The organism is Rhizobium sp. BK399, from assembly GCF_014194695.1.
In the GTDB taxonomy this organism is placed as follows: domain Bacteria; phylum Pseudomonadota; class Alphaproteobacteria; order Rhizobiales; family Rhizobiaceae; genus Rhizobium.
In genome coordinates this window covers 1,206,530-1,223,353 of the sequence record NZ_JACIAH010000001.1, presented here as the reverse complement: position 1 = coordinate 1,223,353, position 16,824 = coordinate 1,206,530, and the positions used below count along the sequence as shown (strand labels likewise).

The 16,824-nt window shown below is 60.6% G+C and carries 16 protein-coding genes; 8 read left to right on the top strand and 8 right to left on the bottom strand.

All coding sequences use genetic code 11. From position 1 onward, the window contains the following. The first annotated feature begins 75 nt into the window (after nt 1-75). From mutM to FHT97_RS06065, 5 genes are all read left to right on the top strand, one after another. Nucleotides 76-966 carry a bifunctional DNA-formamidopyrimidine glycosylase/DNA-(apurinic or apyrimidinic site) lyase gene (gene mutM / locus FHT97_RS06085; RefSeq protein WP_183860569.1) on the top strand — a complete coding sequence of 297 codons (891 nt, stop codon included), beginning with the start codon at nt 76-78 and terminating at the stop codon, nt 964-966. A 14-nt stretch (nt 967-980) separates the two neighbouring features. After that, nucleotides 981-1,754, top strand: a complete 774-nt coding sequence (locus FHT97_RS06080) for an enoyl-CoA hydratase (RefSeq protein WP_183860568.1) — start codon at nt 981-983, stop codon at nt 1,752-1,754. Between the two features lie 185 nt (nt 1,755-1,939). After that, nucleotides 1,940-2,218: a 30S ribosomal protein S20 gene (rpsT, locus tag FHT97_RS06075; RefSeq protein ID WP_016552476.1), complete on the top strand. Its 279-nt coding sequence runs from the start codon at nt 1,940-1,942 to the stop codon at nt 2,216-2,218. An 835-nt stretch (nt 2,219-3,053) separates the two neighbouring features. Further along, nucleotides 3,054-4,601, top strand: a complete 1,548-nt coding sequence (gene dnaA, locus FHT97_RS06070; protein ID WP_183753895.1) for a chromosomal replication initiator protein DnaA — start codon at nt 3,054-3,056, stop codon at nt 4,599-4,601. Nucleotides 4,602-4,726: 125 nt separating this feature from the next. Next, nucleotides 4,727-5,806: a saccharopine dehydrogenase C-terminal domain-containing protein gene (locus tag FHT97_RS06065; RefSeq protein ID WP_183860566.1), complete on the top strand. Its 1,080-nt coding sequence runs from the start codon at nt 4,727-4,729 to the stop codon at nt 5,804-5,806. On the opposite strand, the gene FHT97_RS06060 is transcribed toward FHT97_RS06065, so the two are convergent. From FHT97_RS06060 to gcvA, 4 genes are all read right to left on the bottom strand, one after another. Beyond that, nucleotides 5,803-6,930 carry an ABC transporter substrate-binding protein gene (locus FHT97_RS06060; RefSeq protein ID WP_183860564.1) on the bottom strand — a complete coding sequence of 376 codons (1,128 nt, stop codon included), beginning with the start codon at nt 6,928-6,930 and terminating at the stop codon, nt 5,803-5,805. The two genes, FHT97_RS06065 and FHT97_RS06060, sit on opposite strands and share 4 nt — an antisense overlap. Continuing rightward, on the bottom strand, nt 6,927-7,676 hold the full coding sequence (fhuF, locus tag FHT97_RS06055; protein WP_183860562.1) for a siderophore-iron reductase FhuF: 750 nt from the start codon (nt 7,674-7,676) through the stop codon (nt 6,927-6,929). The genes FHT97_RS06060 and fhuF overlap by 4 nt, the downstream gene beginning before the upstream one ends. A 4-nt stretch (nt 7,677-7,680) precedes the next feature. Continuing rightward, nucleotides 7,681-9,861: a TonB-dependent siderophore receptor gene (locus FHT97_RS06050; RefSeq protein ID WP_183860560.1), complete on the bottom strand. Its 2,181-nt coding sequence runs from the start codon at nt 9,859-9,861 to the stop codon at nt 7,681-7,683. Nucleotides 9,862-10,011: 150 nt separating this feature from the next. Continuing rightward, entirely contained in the window at nt 10,012-10,896 is an 885-nt protein-coding gene (gcvA, locus tag FHT97_RS06045) for a transcriptional regulator GcvA (protein ID WP_183753271.1), read from the bottom strand. A gap of 215 nt (nt 10,897-11,111) precedes the next feature. Here gcvA and FHT97_RS06040 point away from each other — a divergent pair, with 215 nt between their 5' ends. Together FHT97_RS06040 and aac(6') are read left to right on the top strand one after the other, a co-directional pair. Continuing rightward, complete coding sequence (locus tag FHT97_RS06040) at nt 11,112-12,029, top strand: DMT family transporter (protein ID WP_183753269.1); 918 nt, start codon at nt 11,112-11,114, stop codon at nt 12,027-12,029. 66 nt (nt 12,030-12,095) lie between these two features. Next, nucleotides 12,096-12,566 (top strand): aminoglycoside 6'-N-acetyltransferase, encoded by a 471-nt coding sequence (gene aac(6'), locus FHT97_RS06035; RefSeq protein ID WP_183860772.1) that lies wholly within the window; start codon nt 12,096-12,098, stop codon nt 12,564-12,566. On the opposite strand, the gene hemW is transcribed toward aac(6'), so the two are convergent. The 4 genes from hemW to rph are packed head-to-tail and all read right to left on the bottom strand — an operon-like array spanning nt 12,563 to nt 15,558. Next, nucleotides 12,563-13,765, bottom strand: a complete 1,203-nt coding sequence (hemW, locus tag FHT97_RS06030) for a radical SAM family heme chaperone HemW (RefSeq protein ID WP_183860558.1) — start codon at nt 13,763-13,765, stop codon at nt 12,563-12,565. The two genes, aac(6') and hemW, sit on opposite strands and share 4 nt — an antisense overlap. A gap of 8 nt (nt 13,766-13,773) precedes the next feature. Then, a complete protein-coding gene (rdgB, locus tag FHT97_RS06025; RefSeq protein ID WP_183860556.1) occupies nt 13,774-14,418 on the bottom strand; it encodes an RdgB/HAM1 family non-canonical purine NTP pyrophosphatase in 645 nt (214 codons plus the stop codon). A gap of 7 nt (nt 14,419-14,425) precedes the next feature. Next, entirely contained in the window at nt 14,426-14,842 is a 417-nt protein-coding gene (locus tag FHT97_RS06020) for a VOC family protein (RefSeq protein ID WP_183860554.1), read from the bottom strand. Next, entirely contained in the window at nt 14,839-15,558 is a 720-nt protein-coding gene (gene rph, locus FHT97_RS06015; protein WP_016552488.1) for a ribonuclease PH, read from the bottom strand. The genes FHT97_RS06020 and rph overlap by 4 nt, the downstream gene beginning before the upstream one ends. A 175-nt stretch (nt 15,559-15,733) precedes the next feature. Here rph and hrcA point away from each other — a divergent pair, with 175 nt between their 5' ends. Further along, on the top strand, nt 15,734-16,822 hold the full coding sequence (gene hrcA / locus FHT97_RS06010) for a heat-inducible transcriptional repressor HrcA (RefSeq protein WP_183860552.1): 1,089 nt from the start codon (nt 15,734-15,736) through the stop codon (nt 16,820-16,822). The last annotated feature ends 2 nt before the right edge of the window (nt 16,823-16,824 follow it).

Here is a 16,824-nt window from a genome sequence, read left to right as displayed (position 1 = left end):
GTCAAGGCCGCGGCACCTTGGCGCTATAGCGCACAACGCCCGTGGTTGAAACATGTTAGATATAGATGGGTTAAGATGCCGGAATTGCCAGAAGTCGAAACCGTCCGACGCGGGCTTGCCCCCACGATGGAAGGCGCGCGGATCGCCCGCCTAGAGCTGCGTCGCAAGGACCTGCGGTTTCCCTTTCCGGACGGTCTGGAGACGCGGGCAACCGGCCGCGAGATCGTCGCGCTCGGTCGCCGCGCCAAATATCTGCTGATCGACCTCGACGACGGCACGACGATCATCTCGCATCTTGGCATGTCCGGCTCGTTCCGCATCGAGACCGGGCCAGTGTCCGATCAGCCTGGCGACTTTCATCATCCGCGTTCGAAGGATGAAAAGCACGACCACGCCATCTTCCATCTCGAGGGACCGACAGGCATCAGCCGCGTCATTTATAATGACCCGCGCCGCTTCGGCTTCATGGATATGGCGCGGCGCTCCGAGCTTGAGCTCAATCCCTTCCTCTTCGGCCTCGGGCCGGAGCCGACCGGCAACGCACTCAGCGCCGCCTATCTGGCGGAACGTTTCATCGGCAAGGCGCAGCCGCTGAAGAGCGCGCTGCTCGATCAGAAGAATATCGCAGGGCTCGGCAATATCTACGTCTGCGAGGCGCTATGGCGCGCGCACCTGAGCCCGACCCGTGCTGCGGCGACGATCGTGACCAAGACGGGGAAACCGGCCAAGCAGATGGATCTTCTGGTCACCTCGATCCGCGACGTCATTGCCGACGCCATCAAGGCGGGCGGCTCGTCGCTGCGGGACCATATCCAGACGGACGGTTCGCTCGGTTACTTCCAGCACTCCTTCTCGGTCTATGATCGCGAAAGTCTGCCTTGCCGTACTCCGGGCTGCGGCGGTACGGTCGCACGCATTGTTCAGGCGGGGCGTTCGACCTTCTATTGCCCTACCTGCCAGAAATAACGGGAGGATTGTCCATGGCCTACGAAACGCTGATCGTCGAAACCCGCGGTGCAGTCGGGTTGATCACCTTGAACCGCCCGCAGGCGCTGAATGCGCTGAACTCGACGGTGCTGAAGGAACTCCTGCAGGCCTACGAAGCCTTCCAGGCCGATGATGCCATCGGCGCCATGGTCCTGACCGGTTCCGAGCGCGCATTCGCGGCCGGCGCCGACATCAAGGAAATGCAGCCGCTCAGCTATGTCGATGTCTACAGCCGCGACCTGATGAGCGGCTGGGACGATGTCGCCAAGGTGCGCAAGCCCGTCATTGCGGCCGTCAGCGGCTTTGCGCTCGGCGGCGGCTGCGAGCTCGCCATGATGTGCGACATGATCATCGCCTCGGAAACCGCCAAGTTCGGCCAGCCCGAAATCACCCTCGGCGTCATCCCCGGCATGGGTGGCTCACAACGGCTGACGCGTGCCGTCGGCAGATATAAGGCGATGGACCTGATCCTGACCGGCCGGATGATGGATGCTGCTGAAGCCGAGCGCGCAGGACTCGTTTCGCGTGTGGTGGCGCCGGATCGGCTGCTGGACGAGGCGCTGGAGGCGGCCGCCAAGATTGCCTCGCTGTCGCGTCCGTCCGTGCTGATGGCGAAGGAGGCGGTAAACCGCGCGCTGGAGACGACCTTGGATGAAGGTCTGCGCTTCGAACGCCGGCTTTTCCATAGCCTGTTTTCCACCGAAGATCAGAAAGAGGGGATGACGGCTTTCATCGAAAAGCGTAAGCCTGCCTTCAAGAACCGCTGAGCCTTGGAGAAAGGCGGCGTTTCCTCGAAAATGCGCGTTGACGTGGGTCGGCTTTAGGGTTATATGCCCGCCCACGGTTCGGGAAGCCACTCCGGTTTTCCGATTATGCTCCCGCATTGCTGTATGAAGTGGCCGCAAGGCCCGCGGTAATGACGGAGTTTGTTCGAATTCTTAGAGAGGCATCCATGGCCAATACAACTTCGGCGAAAAAAGCGACCCGCAAGATCGCCCGCCGTACCGACGTCAATAAGGCTCGTCGCTCGCGCGTTCGTACTTTCGTTCGCAAGGTCGAAGAGGCAATCGCATCTGGTGATGCTGCCAAGGCAAAGGAAGCTTTCCTGGCCGCGCAGCCTGAACTGGCTCGCGCCGCAAGCAAGGGCGTTGTTCACGCCAACACGGCTTCCCGCAAGGTTTCGCGCCTCGCAGCTCGTGTGAAGGCCCTGTCGGTTTCTGCGACAGCATAATCCTTCGTTAATAAACGCATCATTATGATTAGCCCGGCAACTTTGTCGGGCTTTTTCGATTCTGCCGACTGGCTTCCGTATGGTTAACTCGGCGACGATTTCATGTCGAGCGTGTGACACGAAAAATATAACAAAAACAAATACTTGTTGTAGGATACTTCAGGTGCACGCGACTCGGGCTCTACAATCTGCGGTCTGAGCAGAGTCAAGAAGCTTTTTTATTTTTTTCTTTTTATGCGTGTCAAAAATGTCAGCGAGGCGAATCTCCTTGATTCAAAAGCGATTCTTTTTTGACACGGATGTGACGCCCTAAAGGTGCCGCGGGAGTCAACGGGCCGCTCTTAATTTTGCGTAAAATTCATCGTTGATTCCCGCAATCGATCCTGCCTAAATGCCCTCCAACAAGGGGTCCAGACATCACCTGCGAAGGCTCGGTCTGAAACTGCCACGTCGGCAGGACGATGATCCTGTGCCACTTGTTACGGAGAGTCAAAGTCTCCGGTTTTTCACGCACTTGAGCATTTTTGACCGCGACGTGGCTGTCGCGGAATGGTGATGTTTTGTGTGTTGGTTGCACGCGTGGCGTGAAGCCGGAATGGGGAAGAGAAGTCGTGACAGGACGACCGGATGCTGGCTTACGAGGAGCGGCATCCAGTCCGACAGGGGGCAGTCGGGCCGCATGAAGCGGGCTCGCGCTTTCTCGGGAAGTCTTGTGAGTGGGGCAGTATTCGAGTGAACCGGCAGGCGAGTGGCTCATGAGGGTGCCACTTTCTGGTCATAGCGGGGAAATAATCGGGCGACGAACAAAGTCGGCCGACGAATGGAAGGCGGCATGATGCAGATGAATACAATGACGGCGGATGTCCTGGAGAGTGGGGACAATGAACCGCAGGCGTTTGGCTCTATTTGCGCCGAAACGGCAGGGGAAAAGGGAGAAATGAAGCATGGTGTACTTTTCGATCGTGTCAGCGCCCGTCTGAAGGCGCAAGTCGGTCCGGATGTCTATGCAAGCTGGTTTGCGCGGCTGAAATTGCATTCGGTTTCAAAGAGCGTCGTGCGCCTCACGGTGCCGACAACTTTCCTGAAGTCCTGGATCAACAATCGGTATCTTGAGCTGATCACCAGCCTGTTCCAGGCCGAAGACTCCGAAATCCTGAAAGTCGAAATTCTCGTGCGCACCGCAACGCGTAGCGTTGGCAAACCGGCTGAAGAGCCGGTTTCTCCAGAGCCTGTTGCTGCCGCACAGACGCGCCGCTCCGTGGCGCAGCATGCCGGGCAGATTGTTCAGCACACGGTCTCATCCGCGGCTGCGGCCCGTCCGGCCAGCTCCGGCCAGCCGCTCTTTGGCTCGCCGCTGGACTCCCGTTTCACCTTCGACACCTTCGTTGAAGGCAGTTCGAACCGTGTAGCGCTTGCTGCTGCCAAGACGATTGCGGAAGCCGGACAGGGCGCTGTTCGCTTCAACCCGCTTTTCGTCCATTCCAGCGTTGGACTCGGCAAGTCGCATCTTCTGCAGGCGATCGCCAATGCCGCGGTTCAAAACCCGCGTGCGCTGCGCGTCGTCTACCTGACGGCGGAGTATTTCATGTGGCGTTTCGCAACCGCGATCCGCGACAATGATGCTTTGACGCTCAAGGACTCGCTGCGCAACATTGACCTTCTGATCATCGACGACATGCAGTTCCTGCAGGGCAAGATGATCCAGCATGAGTTCTGCCACCTGCTGAACATGCTGCTCGACAGCGCCAAGCAGGTCGTGGTCGCTGCAGACCGCGCTCCCTGGGAGCTGGAATCGCTCGATCCACGCGTCCGCTCGCGTTTGCAGGGCGGTGTGGCCATCGAGCTCGACGCCCCGGATTACGAGATGCGTCTCGAAATCCTGAAGCGTCGTCTCACTGCTGCTCGCCTCGAGGATCCGTCGCTGGAAATCTCGGCCGAGTTGCTGAACCACGTTGCGCGTAACATCACGGCAAGCGGCCGCGAGCTGGAAGGCGCCTTCAACCAGCTGCTTTTCCGCCGCTCCTTCGAGCCGAACCTCACGGTCGAGCGCGTCGATGAGCTTCTTGCGCATCTCGTCGGCTCGGGCGAGCCGCGCCGAGTCCGCATCGAGGACATCCAGCGCATCGTCGCACGGCACTACAACGTGTCGCGCCAGGAGCTGGTTTCGAACCGCCGTACCCGCGTCATCGTTAAGCCGCGCCAGATCGCCATGTATCTGTCGAAGACGCTGACGCCGCGCTCCTTCCCGGAAATCGGTCGTCGCTTTGGCGGTCGTGACCACACGACCGTGCTGCACGCCGTGCGCAAGATCGAGGAGCTTATTGCCGGGGACACGAAGCTCTCGCACGAGATTGAACTGCTGAAGCGCCTGATCAACGAATAATAAGTAGGCAACCTCTCTGAGCAACTTTTAACGGCCGGGCTATGCTCCGGCCGTTTTCCTTTGCCGGCAATCTTCTGTACGCTTGACGCTGGGAACGTGTCGCCATGCGCTCGTGGGAGGGATCGATGGGATTTGACAGGATTGCCGTACTTGGGCTGGGCAAGGTCGGGCGGCTGGCAGCCACGCTCCTCCACGAAGGAGGCTTCGACGTTCTCGGCGTCGACCTTCAGGCGCCAAACGAGGAGGTGCCGTTCAAGTGCTGGAGTGGAGACATTTCCGATCCGGTCGTGATCGGTGAACTGCTATCAGGCGTCGAGGCCGTGCTTTCCTGCCTGCCTTATCACCTCAATATCGGCCTGGCGCGTGCCGCCCACCTTGCGGGGATCCACTACTTCGACCTGACCGAGGATGTGCCGACCACCAATTTCATTATTGAATTGTCGAAGACAGCGCGTGGGCTGATGGCGCCACAATGTGGCCTTGCCCCCGGCTTCGTCGGCATTGTCGGATCCAGCCTTGCGGACGGATTCGACAAATGCCGTTCCATTCGCATGCGGGTAGGCGCGCTGCCGCAGAACCCGACCGGTCTCCTTGGTTACGCCTTCAACTGGTCGCCGGAGGGCGTGGTCAACGAGTATCTGAACGACTGCGAAGTGATCGAGGGCGGCGTTCGCAAACTCGTCTCGCCGATGGAATGGCATGAGACGATTTATGTCGAAGGCGTCAAACTTGAGGCGTTCACGACGTCAGGCGGTCTCGGAACCATGTGCGACACGCTCCTCGGCAAGGTCGAGAACCTCGACTACAAGACGATGCGCTATCCGGGGCACATGGATCTGATGAACTTCTTCTTCCACGAACTGCTGATGCGCGACAGGCGCAAGCTTGCCGGCGAGATACTGACCAATGCCAAGCCTCCGGTCGATGACGATGTTGTCTATGTCCATGTGGCGGCGGAGGGTACGGTAAACGGCACCCTGCGCCGCAAGGAATTTGTCCGCGCCTATTATCCGATCGAGATCGCGGGGGCCCGCCGCACCGCGATCGCGTGGACGACATCGGCCTCGGTGGTTGCCGTCATCGAGATGGTGCGCGACGATCTGCTGCCGTCCACCGGCTTCCTGCATCAGGAGTACATTCCGCTGGCGATGTTCCTGAACACGCCAACCGGCAGCCTTTTCAAGACTGGCGCGCCTGCCCGTTAGCCTGTCAGGCTCGTCCAATATGCGCCCTCGAAGGGCACAGCCGCAAAACGCTCGTTGATCTCGGCGAGGCTGCCCGTCGGATCGAGATCGCCGAACAGGTCGGGCCTGATCCAGGATGCTACCGCTTCCGCCGCCAGCACGTTCAGCGGCACGGCGTTGAAGAAGTTCCACATGCCATGCACGTTCCCTTCGCGCACCGCCTTCAGCGGCGCAAGCGTGGGGGCCTTCACGGTCTCCTCAAGCGACCGACGCGCTTCCGCAGGATCGACGCCAGGGCCGATCGAGAAGGCGGTGTAAGTCCCGCCGGGCGAGCCGGTGGCGATATAGACGTCCGGCTCCGCCGCGATGACATATTCCGCCGTAACCGGACCGCCCTGTGGCGGCAGGTTCTTGTCCGCGATGTTGCGTCCGCCGGCAAACGCAATCAATTCGCCGAGGCTGGTTCGACCGTATGCCCAACTGCCGCGCGTTGCGCTCGGGAAGGCATCCATTAGCACCAGCGGCCCATCCTCGCCTTTCCCCGTCGCTCCCGCTCTGATGCGCTGCACCCGTTTTTCGAAAAGCTGGGCATAATCTTCAGCCTGCTGATCACACTCCAGGATGCGACCAAGGAGGCGGATGTCCCGCGGGGTGCTCTTCAGTGGATCGACATTGAAATCGACGACGATGACAGGCACGCCGGTCAATTGGAGATAGTCGATGGCACGCTTTCCTTGCTCGCCCTCTGCCTGCCACATGCCCATGACCGCCAGGTCGGCCTCCAACGAGAGGGCAGCTTCGAAGTTCATACCATCCGCCAGGCCGTTGCTGACAAGCGGGACTTCGTTGAGGGCGGGAAACTTGCCGCGGAAGGCATCATAGATGAACGGATTGTCCGTTTTCATGTCCGTCGCCCAGCCGGCCAGCAGGCTGACCGGATCCGGATGGATCAGCGACAGCGCGACAAGATTGAAACCCGTGCCGAGGATGATCGACTTCGGCTTTTTGGGTATCGTGACGGTCCGCCCGACGGCATCGATCACGGTCAGCGGCCATCGCGTCTCAGCCTTCAGCAGAGCCGGCGCACAGAGCGTCGCAGACGCCGCGGCGAGAAAGCCACGCCTTGTGATGGTGAGGCAGGTCATTGCATATTCCTTTGACTGGGAAGGGCGCAAAGCTTGCCGCAGCTCTGGACGCCAGGCAGCATGTAGCGCAGGCAGCATATCTTCCGGCGAGCGACGCGCTCTCCGTCTTCCTCGACATATCGCAGGCTGCCGCAAAGTGGGTTGACGCCGCCATCGGGCAGACAGCCGCGCACAAAGACGGTGAGATCCGGGCCTTCCGGCGGCAGGGTCAACCGCAGCACGTAGTCGAGATACACCGCGGCATTGTTCCAGCACAGCTTGGCCGAAACACCGCAGGCGGTGAGCCTCCTGATCGCTTCCGGAAGGTGTTCCTCCAGCAACGGGCCAATCGCCTCAAAGCCGTCTTCCTCGCCGTTCCGGGCATTCCGGCCCCGGTGCGGCACGCCGAACGCCCGCGGCAGGCCATTATCCTGCAAAGCAATCGTCATGTCGTCAAAAGCGACCGGCAGCTCCTGTGCGGCGAGACGGCGAGCCAGCACATAGGGAATGGAGAGAGCGGAGAAGTAATACAGCGACCACATCGACACGACCGCACGCCGGTCACTGTCGCCACAGGCCGTGGCATAGCGACCGATCGCCTGCTCGAACCCGCCATTTCCGAAGAACGACGGCAGCGGCACGCCGTCGGGCAGATCGGCGGAAAGAGCCATTTTCTCGCTGCACCATGCATGCTCGCCGGCAAAAGCCGGCGAGAGGACCGAGGCACTGGCGCCCGGAGCAGCGATATGGTGCCCAGCACTCGCCATCAGCTCACCACGTATAACGCAGGCTGCCGATCACGGTGCGACCCTGATCGCGATAGCAGAAGCCAGCCGAGCAGATGGGCTCGCGGCGGTCGAAGAGGTTGGTGGCATTCACCTGCAGGCTCAGGCCCTCGTATTTCTTATCGAGCGCCGCAAAATCGTAGCTGACAGCGGCGTCGAAGAGGACGCGCGACCCGTTCTGGGCGGTGTTGGTGTCGCTCGTATAGCTCTTGCCGAGATACCGCGATCCGAAACCGATACCGAGACCGTAGATCGGGCTACTCTCCCGGAATGTATAATTCGCCCAGAGCCCAGCCATGTGCCTCGGAACCGATGAGACGGAATTGCCTACAGTCCCGGTCGTTCCTTCCAGGATCTCGGTATCGGTGTAGGTATAAGACGCAACCAGCGACAGGCCATTATCGAGGCTCGTGTTCGCTTCGAGCTCCAATCCACGAGAGCGAATCTTGCCGCGCTGCACCTGAATGTTCGCCGGTCCGGTCGGCAGATTCACGACCTCGTAGTAAAGGCTATTCTTCTGGTCGATATTGAACAGCGCCGCCGTGAGCAGCGTATTGCTGTTCGGAAGGAGGTACTTGACCCCTATCTCTTCCTGGTCGCTTTCCGTCGGTTTAAAGGGCTGGTCTGTCTCCTGGTTGATGCCCGCATTGGGTGAGAAGGCGGTGGAGTAGCTGGCATAAGGTACGACGCCGAAATCTGTCTCGTAGCCTAGACCGATGCGGCCGGAGAATGCCTTGTCCCTCTGCGAAATGGTCGTCAAGGCGTTCGTGCTGAGGTCGGTATTGTCGGTGTCCGTCGAAACCCAATCGTAGCGACCTCCGAGGGTCAGTATCCATGCGTCATAGCGGATCTGGTCCTGCAAATAGGTGCCGACTTGCCATTGGTCCTGGACGGTACGCGTGTCGAAATCGATCGGCGCAACGAAAGCCCCTGCCGTCGGATTGTTGGTGTCGAGCGGCGGCGACACGCCGCGGCCATCGAGCGAACGCCAGCGCAGCTTTGTCAGGTCCAGACCCGCAAGCAGCGTATGGTCGACGGCGCCGATCTCGAACTGCGCTTCTAGCTGGTTGTCGATAACGAAGGCCGTCAGCCGCTCGTCGAACGTTCCGGCGCTGCGATCGAGGAGACTTGGATCGATCTCATTGGGGGCGTAGGCGAAGGCCCAGTCGGCGTCGATATTGAGCGTCGATGCACGGGCGTTTTGGCGGAATACGAAGACATCGTTCAGCCGATGCTCGAATTCATAGCCGATGCGGGCCTGGTTTTGGACTGAATCGTTGAAGGCCGGATTGCCTGCGAAAAAGTCCGTTACGTTGCCGGCAGGGTCGTTGTAATAGGCCGCGGTGCCGCCGGTCTTCGTTCGGGAGTATTCGCCGAGAATGGTGAGCCTCGTGTCTTCGTCCGGCTTCCACATGAAGGCTGGCGCGATATAGATGCGGTCGTCGGGAACGCTGATCTGCTCGGTATTGGCATCGCGGTAGAGGCCAGTCAGACGATAGTAGAAGGGATCCGTATTGTTGACGGGGCCTGAAACGTCGAACTGGGTTTGATAACGCTGTTCAGTGCCGTACTGCAGCTGAACTTCATGAAATGGCTCTTCCGTCGGCCGTTTGGTGATGAGGTTGAAAAGACCACCGGCACCTGTTGCCCCATAAAGCGCGGAGGAGGGACCACGAAGGATGGAGACTCCTTCAAGCCCGTAGGGCTCGGTCTTGAAGAGCGATGAGCCTGCGCCTGGCTGACGGAGGTTGTCGCGGAAAATCCCGGTATAGGTCACGTCGAAACCGCGTACCGAGAACGAATCGAAACGCGGATCGAAGCCATAGGCGCCGACGCGTGTGCCGGGTGTGTAGGCAACGGTATCGAGCAACGTCTGCGGATTGCGATCCTTCAACTGCTGTTCGGTCACCGACGAAATCGATTGTGGCACCTCGATAAAGGGTGTGTCGGTCTTCGTGCCCGTGGCGCTGCTCTTGCCGACATATCCCTCTGCCTGGATCACGCCGCCGCTGCCGCCATTGACAATGATGTCTTCCAGAACCGTCGCACCGTCCTGCTGCTTTCCCGTCGCGTCCTGTGCTGCGACTGGCGTGAGAAGATGAACGAGCGCCATGCCGGCCAATGCCGACGTTGAAAGGATTCGAGAGGAAAATCGGAGACTATTCATTGGCTTATCACACCGGGAATGTGCATAGAGAAAAATATGTGGAGTGTAATAGTCAAGAAATTGTCCGAAGAAAACCCTATTTTATGATTAAATTACTCCACTTTTTAATCAGCATGATTTTAATCAGCATGATAAAGTGAGCGCATCCAATCAGGCTTGTGCCTCCGACAACAGCCACCGACGGAAGGCAGCTGCAGCCGGCCGCTCCAGCGCAAGGCCCGGATAGACGAGATGAAAGGCAAGCCGGCTTGCAATGCCGATCGGGAAGGGCGTGACCACTGCGCCTTCTTTCAGGTCTCGTTCCAGAAACGAGCGTCGCATCAAGGCAAAGCCCAGCCCGGCCTTCATCGCGTCATAGGCTCCGTTGCCATGCATGAAGACCGGCCCGCGCGAGGGGTCGACTCCGGTCGCGCCGGCTGCTTCCAGCCAGAGCTGCCAGTCATGGCGATAGACATCATGGATCAGCTGGAAACCAGAGAGGGCGCCCGCGGACGGATTGGGCCCCAGTTCTGTGGCGAGCTTTGGCGTGCAGACCGGCACCAGTTCGTCATCGACAAGCCGTTCGCTGATCAGGTTATCATATCCGCCGAGGCCGTGGCGGATCGCGAGGTCGATCCCGTCACGCTGAAAGTCGAGGACGCGGTGTGATGCGCTGATGCGGACGTCGATTTCAGGGTGCATAGCCTCGAAACGTCCAAGGCGCGGCACCAGCCAGTAGGTTGCAAATCCCGCCGTGCAGGTGACATTGAGGACGGCGCCGCGTCCACGCGCCGTGATCGCCGCCGTCGCTTCCCGAACCAGACGAAATGCCGCCCTCAGGGTCGAGAAATAGTCCGCACCCTCCACCGTCAAGGCGAGCGCCCGCGTCTTGCGCTCGAAGAGCTTGATGCCAAGCGACGCCTCCAGGTCGCGAATCTGCAGGCTGACGGCGCCTGGTGTGACGTTCAGCTCCTTTGCCGCCAGCGTCATGCTGAGATGCCGGGCGGCAGCCTCGAAGGCCCGAAGCGCTGAAAGCGAGGGGAGATAATCACTCATGGTTTAGCTCAGCTATATCATGTATCGAGAAAGACTCGTTTGTCTCATGCCAGGAATGGCAATAATATCAGCAGGAAAGCCATCGCAAAAGCCGTTTCCGGCTGAATGAAGAGCGAGAATAAATCGAGAAAACCGCTCTTAGATCGCGCAACAATCGGGTGGTGGCCGTTGGCGATGGCATATATGCCGTAGCAGACTGACTTTGGGAGTAGATGATGCAGCAGAAACAGATGGGTTTTTCCGAATGGGGGATGTTGCTGGTGCTTTCCCTCTTGTGGGGCGGCTCCTTCCTCTTCAACGGCATTCTGGTGAAGACCCTGCCGCCGTTCACGATCGTCACGGGCCGGGTCCTGATCGCCGCGCTGGCGTTGAACATGATCGTCCGTGCAACCGGCCATACCATGCCGCGTGACGGCAAATCCTGGGCGGCGTTCTTCGGCATGGGCATCCTGAACAATATGATCCCCTTCTGCCTGATTGTCTGGGGCCAGACGCATATCGCAAGCGGTCTCGCTTCCATCCTGAACGCCACCACGCCGCTCTTCGGCGTCGTTGTCGCGCATTTCCTGACCGCGGACGAAAAGATGACCGGCAATCGCCTGCTTGGCGTTCTCGTCGGATTTGCCGGCGTCGCCTACATGATTGGCTTCGACGTTTTGCGTGATCTCGGCTCGAACGTGCTGGCGCAGCTGGCGGTGCTCGCTGCTGCTCTGTCCTATGCCTTTGCCGGGATTTTCGGCCGCCGCTTCCGCCAAATGGGCATGGCGCCGCTCATTCCCGCCGCAGGGCAGGTCACCGCCTCCACGGTCCTGATGCTGCCGATCGCGCTCATCGTTGACCAACCTTGGACACTAGCCGCCCCGTCAGTCGAGACTTGGCTGGCGCTGCTGGGTCTGGCCCTGCTATCGACCGCGATCGCCTACGTGCTGTTCTTCCGCATCCTTGCGACGGCAGGGGCAACGAATCTGATGCTGGTGACCTTCCTGATCCCGGTCAGCGCCATCCTGCTCGGCGCGGCCATCCTCGGCGAACAGCTGCAGTCCAAGCATCTGATCGGTATGGCGATGATCGCGATCGGCCTTGCGGCGATCGATGGGCGGTTGTTCTCCCGTTGGCGCGGGCGGGTGGCGTGACGGGTGAAGATTGCAAACCCGCAGGGTATGGCTACTATCCCGAAGACCGCAATTTCGGGCGTCGAGATGAAGCAGCAGGCAGGCAATACGATCAGGATCGAGCGGGCGTCGAGCGATAATATCGACGCGTGGGCGAAGCTTCGCGCAGCCTTATGGTCGGACCAGTCGATGGAGGAGCATTCCCGGGACCTGCGGCGGCTGCTCGATGATGACGCTGCCGATTTCCGCGGTTTTCTGGCCTTTCGGCCGGATGGCGAGGCGGTCGGCTTCGCCGAAGCATGCTTGCGGCGTGACTACGTTAACGGCTGCAGATCGTCGCCGGTTCTCTTCCTCGAGGGCATCCATGTCGAACCGGCGTTTCGGCGGGGCGGCATCGGGCGGGCTTTGCTTGAGGCCGTGCGCGCCTTCGGCAAGGCGTCAGGCTGTACGGAATTTGCGTCGGATGCGCTTTTGGACAATGTCGACAGCCACCGCTTCCACGCTGCCCTCGGCTTCGAGGAAACTCAGCGCGTCGTCTATTTCAGACAGCCGCTCTAGCAGGCCAGATCGGCGACGACGGAATCGAGGATCAGCATGCCCGACGGCGTGCAGCGAAGCCGGGAATTGCCGATCCGCTCGATGAAGCCGTGCTCCAGCAGGAACTCCTCCCGCTTCGGGTCGAGATCGCGGCCCGAAAGCTGCTGCCAGCGGGCGAGATCGACGCCTTCCTTCAGGCGCAGCCCCATCAGCAGCAGTTCGTCCGCCTGCTCCTCGTAACCGAGTTGTTCCTGGTCGATCATCCCATGGCCGTCGCGCTCGACAAGATCGAGCCAGCTTTCAGGCTTGCGTTCGGTCGCGGTTGCGATCTTCATGGAGCCGCGTGTCAGTCGTCCGTGGGCGCCGGGGCCGATGCCGGCATAGTCGCCATAGCGCCAATAGGTGAGGTTATGGCGGCTCTCGGCACCTGGGCGGGCGTGGTTGGAGACCTCGTAGGCAGGCAGCCCTTCGCGGGCCGTGATCTCCTGGGTCGCCTCGTAGAGCAGAGCCGACTGATCGCCATCCGGAACGATAAGCTTGCCGGCCTTGTGAAGGCCGAAGAAGGGCGTGCCCTCTTCGATCGTCAGCTGATAGAGCGAGAGATGGTCGACCGCGTAGGAGATCGCCTCCTTCAACTCGCGCTCCCACTCGTCGACCGTCTGGTTCGGGCGGGCATAGATCAGATCGAAGGACATGCGCGGGAAGATGTCGCGCGCGAGCTTGATCGCCTTCAGCGCATCGGCAACGTCGTGCAGTCGTCCGAGGAACTTCAGATCACGATCATTCAGCGCCTGGACGCCGAGCGAGACGCGGTTGACGCCGGCGGCGCGATAGCCGCGGAAACGCTCCGCTTCGACGCTGGAGGGGTTTGCCTCCATGGTGATCTCGATACCATCTGGCATATGCCAGTGCTTGCCGATGCCGTCGAGAATGGCCGCAACCGTCGAGGGGTTCATCAGCGAGGGCGTGCCGCCGCCGAGGAAGACGCTCGTCACCGTCTTCGGCCCGCTCAGTTGGCGCACCGTCGCCATCTCCTTCAGGAAAGCCGCGGTGAAGCGCTCCTGATCCACCGGCTGATGGCGGACATGGCTGTTGAAATCGCAGTAGGGGCACTTGGCGGCGCAGAACGGCCAATGCACGTAGACGCCGAAGCCGGGTTCACCGGTATCGGGCAAAAGAGCGGCATAGCGCGTCAGGTCAGGCTGTTCCAAAGTGTCCACGTTTGCCCTTAGGCTTCCAGGCAGGTTTCGACGAAAATCTTGAAGGCGCGGGCGCGGTGCGACAGGGCTTCTGCGTCGCCCGGCTTCCAGCCGTGCTTTTCTTCCGCGCTCATCTCGCCAAAGGTAGTGTCATAACCCTCGGGTTGAAAGACCGGATCGTAGCCGAAGCCCTGGCTGCCGCGCGGCGGCCAGACGACAGCGCCTTCGACTTCCCCACGAAACAGCTCGGTATGGCCATCTGGCCAGGCCAGGCAGAGCACGCTAACGAAGCGGGCGGCGCGTTGTTCAAGTTCGGAAGCGCCGGCCTTGTCCAGCGCCACCTCGACCTTTTCCATCGCCATCGCGAAGTCGCGGGTGCCATCCGGCTTTTCTGCCCAGTTGGCGGTGTAGACGCCCGGGTCGCCGCCGAGCGCATCGATAACGAGGCCGGAATCGTCAGACAACGCCGGCAGTCCGGAGGCTTCGGCAGAGGCGAGCGCCTTGATCTTTGCGTTTTCCTCGAAGGTGGTGCCCGTTTCGTCGGGCTCGACGAAGTTCAATTCGGCCGCCGACTTCGCGGTGAAGCCGAAGGGGCCGATCAGGTCCTGAATTTCCCGGATCTTACCGGCATTGTGGCTGGCAACGACGATGGTCTTGGTTTCGAGCTTGCGCATGATGGTCCTATTCGATGCCCCAGATGCGGGCTTCAGCGCATTCGAGGCTGTTGCCCGCCGGATCGCGGAAATAGATCGAGCGGCCGCCTTGCGGCCAGGTGACTCCGGATTCGATGGCAACGCCGTTGGACTTCAGCCGGGCCGCAATTGCATCGAGATTTTCCCCGGAGACACGGAAGCAAGCGTGTCCCGCGCCGGTCGTGCCATGCGGCGGCACCTGCAGGGAGCCGGGCGAGGGTGGCTTGATCGTTTCGTCAGGGTTGAAGATCAGCAATACACCGGCACCGCAGCGAAAGAAGACATGCCGGTTGCCGCCCCGCGAGATCTTCGAAAGGCCGAGGATGCCTTCATAGAAGGCTTCTGCCTTGTCGAGATCGTCAGCATAGAGCGCCGTTTCCAGCATGCCTTCCAGCATGTCGTTCATCCGGCGATTGCCTGCTTCTGCATTGCGACGAGTTCGGCGATACCTGCCTTGGCGAGCGTCATCAGCGAAGCGAACTCCTCGTCGGTGAAGGGCGTACCTTCTGCAGTGCCCTGGATTTCGACGATACCGCCGGTGCCGGTCATCACGAAGTTCGCGTCGGTCTCGGCCGAGGAGTCTTCGAGGTAGTCGAGATCGAGCACCGACTGGTTGGCGAAGATTCCGCACGAGATGGCAGCGACATGGTCCTTCAGCACCCGCTCGACCTTGAGCATGTTGCGGCTCTCCATCCACTTCAGGCAGTCGTGGAGCGCAATCCAGGCACCGGTGATCGATGCCGTGCGCGTGCCGCCGTCCGCCTGGATGACATCGCAGTCGAGCGTGATCTGGCGTTCGCCGAGTTCCTTGAGATCGACGACGGCGCGCAGCGACCGGCCGATCAGGCGCTGGATTTCCTGGGTGCGGCCACCCTGCTTGCCGGCCGCAGCCTCGCGCTTCATGCGGTCGCCGGTTGCGCGCGGCAGCATGCCGTATTCAGCCGTGACCCAGCCCTTGCCGGTGTTGCGCAGCCACGCCGGCGGCTTTTCCTCGACGCTAGCCGTGCACAGCACATGCGTATCGCCGAACTTCACCAGACAGGAGCCTTCTGCATGCTTGGAGAAATTGCGCTCGAAAGAGACCTTGCGCATCTGGTCGGTTTTTCTGCCTGAGGGCCGCATACTATTCTCCTAATCGTCATGCCGAAGACGCGAGCAGCCTTCGGATAGATCATGCGTGCTGTGGTGTTGAGAGCTTCTACGATTGGCAGCGCCCATTTGCAATTTCCCTTTTGCCGCTGCGGGGAGATTGGCTATATTTTGTCGGATCATCGTCAGCACGGGTACGCAAGGCTTCATGGAGTTCAGATCGACGTCGGTTTCAGATGCAGTGGCTGCGCTGGATGAACGCTCTAAGGAAATCTTTCGCCGCATTGTAGAGGGCTATCTGGAAACGGGTGAACCGCTCGGCTCCCGTAACCTTTCGCGCATCCTGCCGATGTCGCTGTCGCCGGCATCTGTGCGCAACGTCATGAGCGATCTGGAAGAACTTGGCCTCATCTATTCACCGCATGTCAGCGCCGGCCGTCTGCCGACGCAGATCGGCCTACGCTTCTTCGTCGACGCCTTCATGCAGGTAGGCGATCTCTCAGCCGAGGATCGCGCCAATATCGATCGGCAGGTGCGCGCCGAAAGTCGCGACAATCCGATGGAGTTGATGATGAACGAGGCGAGCCGCATGCTCTCGGGCATTTCGCGCGGCGCCGGACTGGTCATCACCTCGAAGAGCGATCCTGTTCTCAAGCATGTCGAATTCATCAGGCTTGAGCCGACCAAGGCGCTCGCGGTGCTCGTCGGCGATCACGACCAAGTGGAAAACCGGATCATCGAGCTTCCGGCAGGCGTCACGTCATCGCAATTGACCGAGGCCGCAAACTTTCTCAATGCGCACATGACCGGGCAGACGCTGCCGGAACTGCGCAATCAGTTGAGCCGACTGAAGGATGATGTGCGCCGCGAGCTAGACACGCTGTCGCAGGATCTCGTCGAGCGCGGCATCGCCGTCTGGTCCGGTAACGCCGACGAAGGCAAGCCCGCGCAGCTCATCATTCGCGGCCGTGCCAATCTGCTGGCCGGTCTCGCCGGTGCCGACGATCTTGACCGTCTGCGCATGCTGTTCGACGATCTGGAGAAGAAAGACAGCTTGCTCGAGCTTCTGAACCTGGCCGAAAGCGGCCCCGGGGTGCGGATTTTCATCGGCTCGGAGAACAAGCTGTTCTCGCTCTCGGGCTCGTCGTTGATCGTCGCGCCCTACAGGGACGACGATGACCGCATTGTCGGCGCCGTCGGCGTCATAGGGCCGACGCGTCTCAACTACTCGCGCATCGTTCCGATGGTCGATTACACCGCTCAGCTGATGACGCGATTGTCGCGCGGCACGAAGTAGAA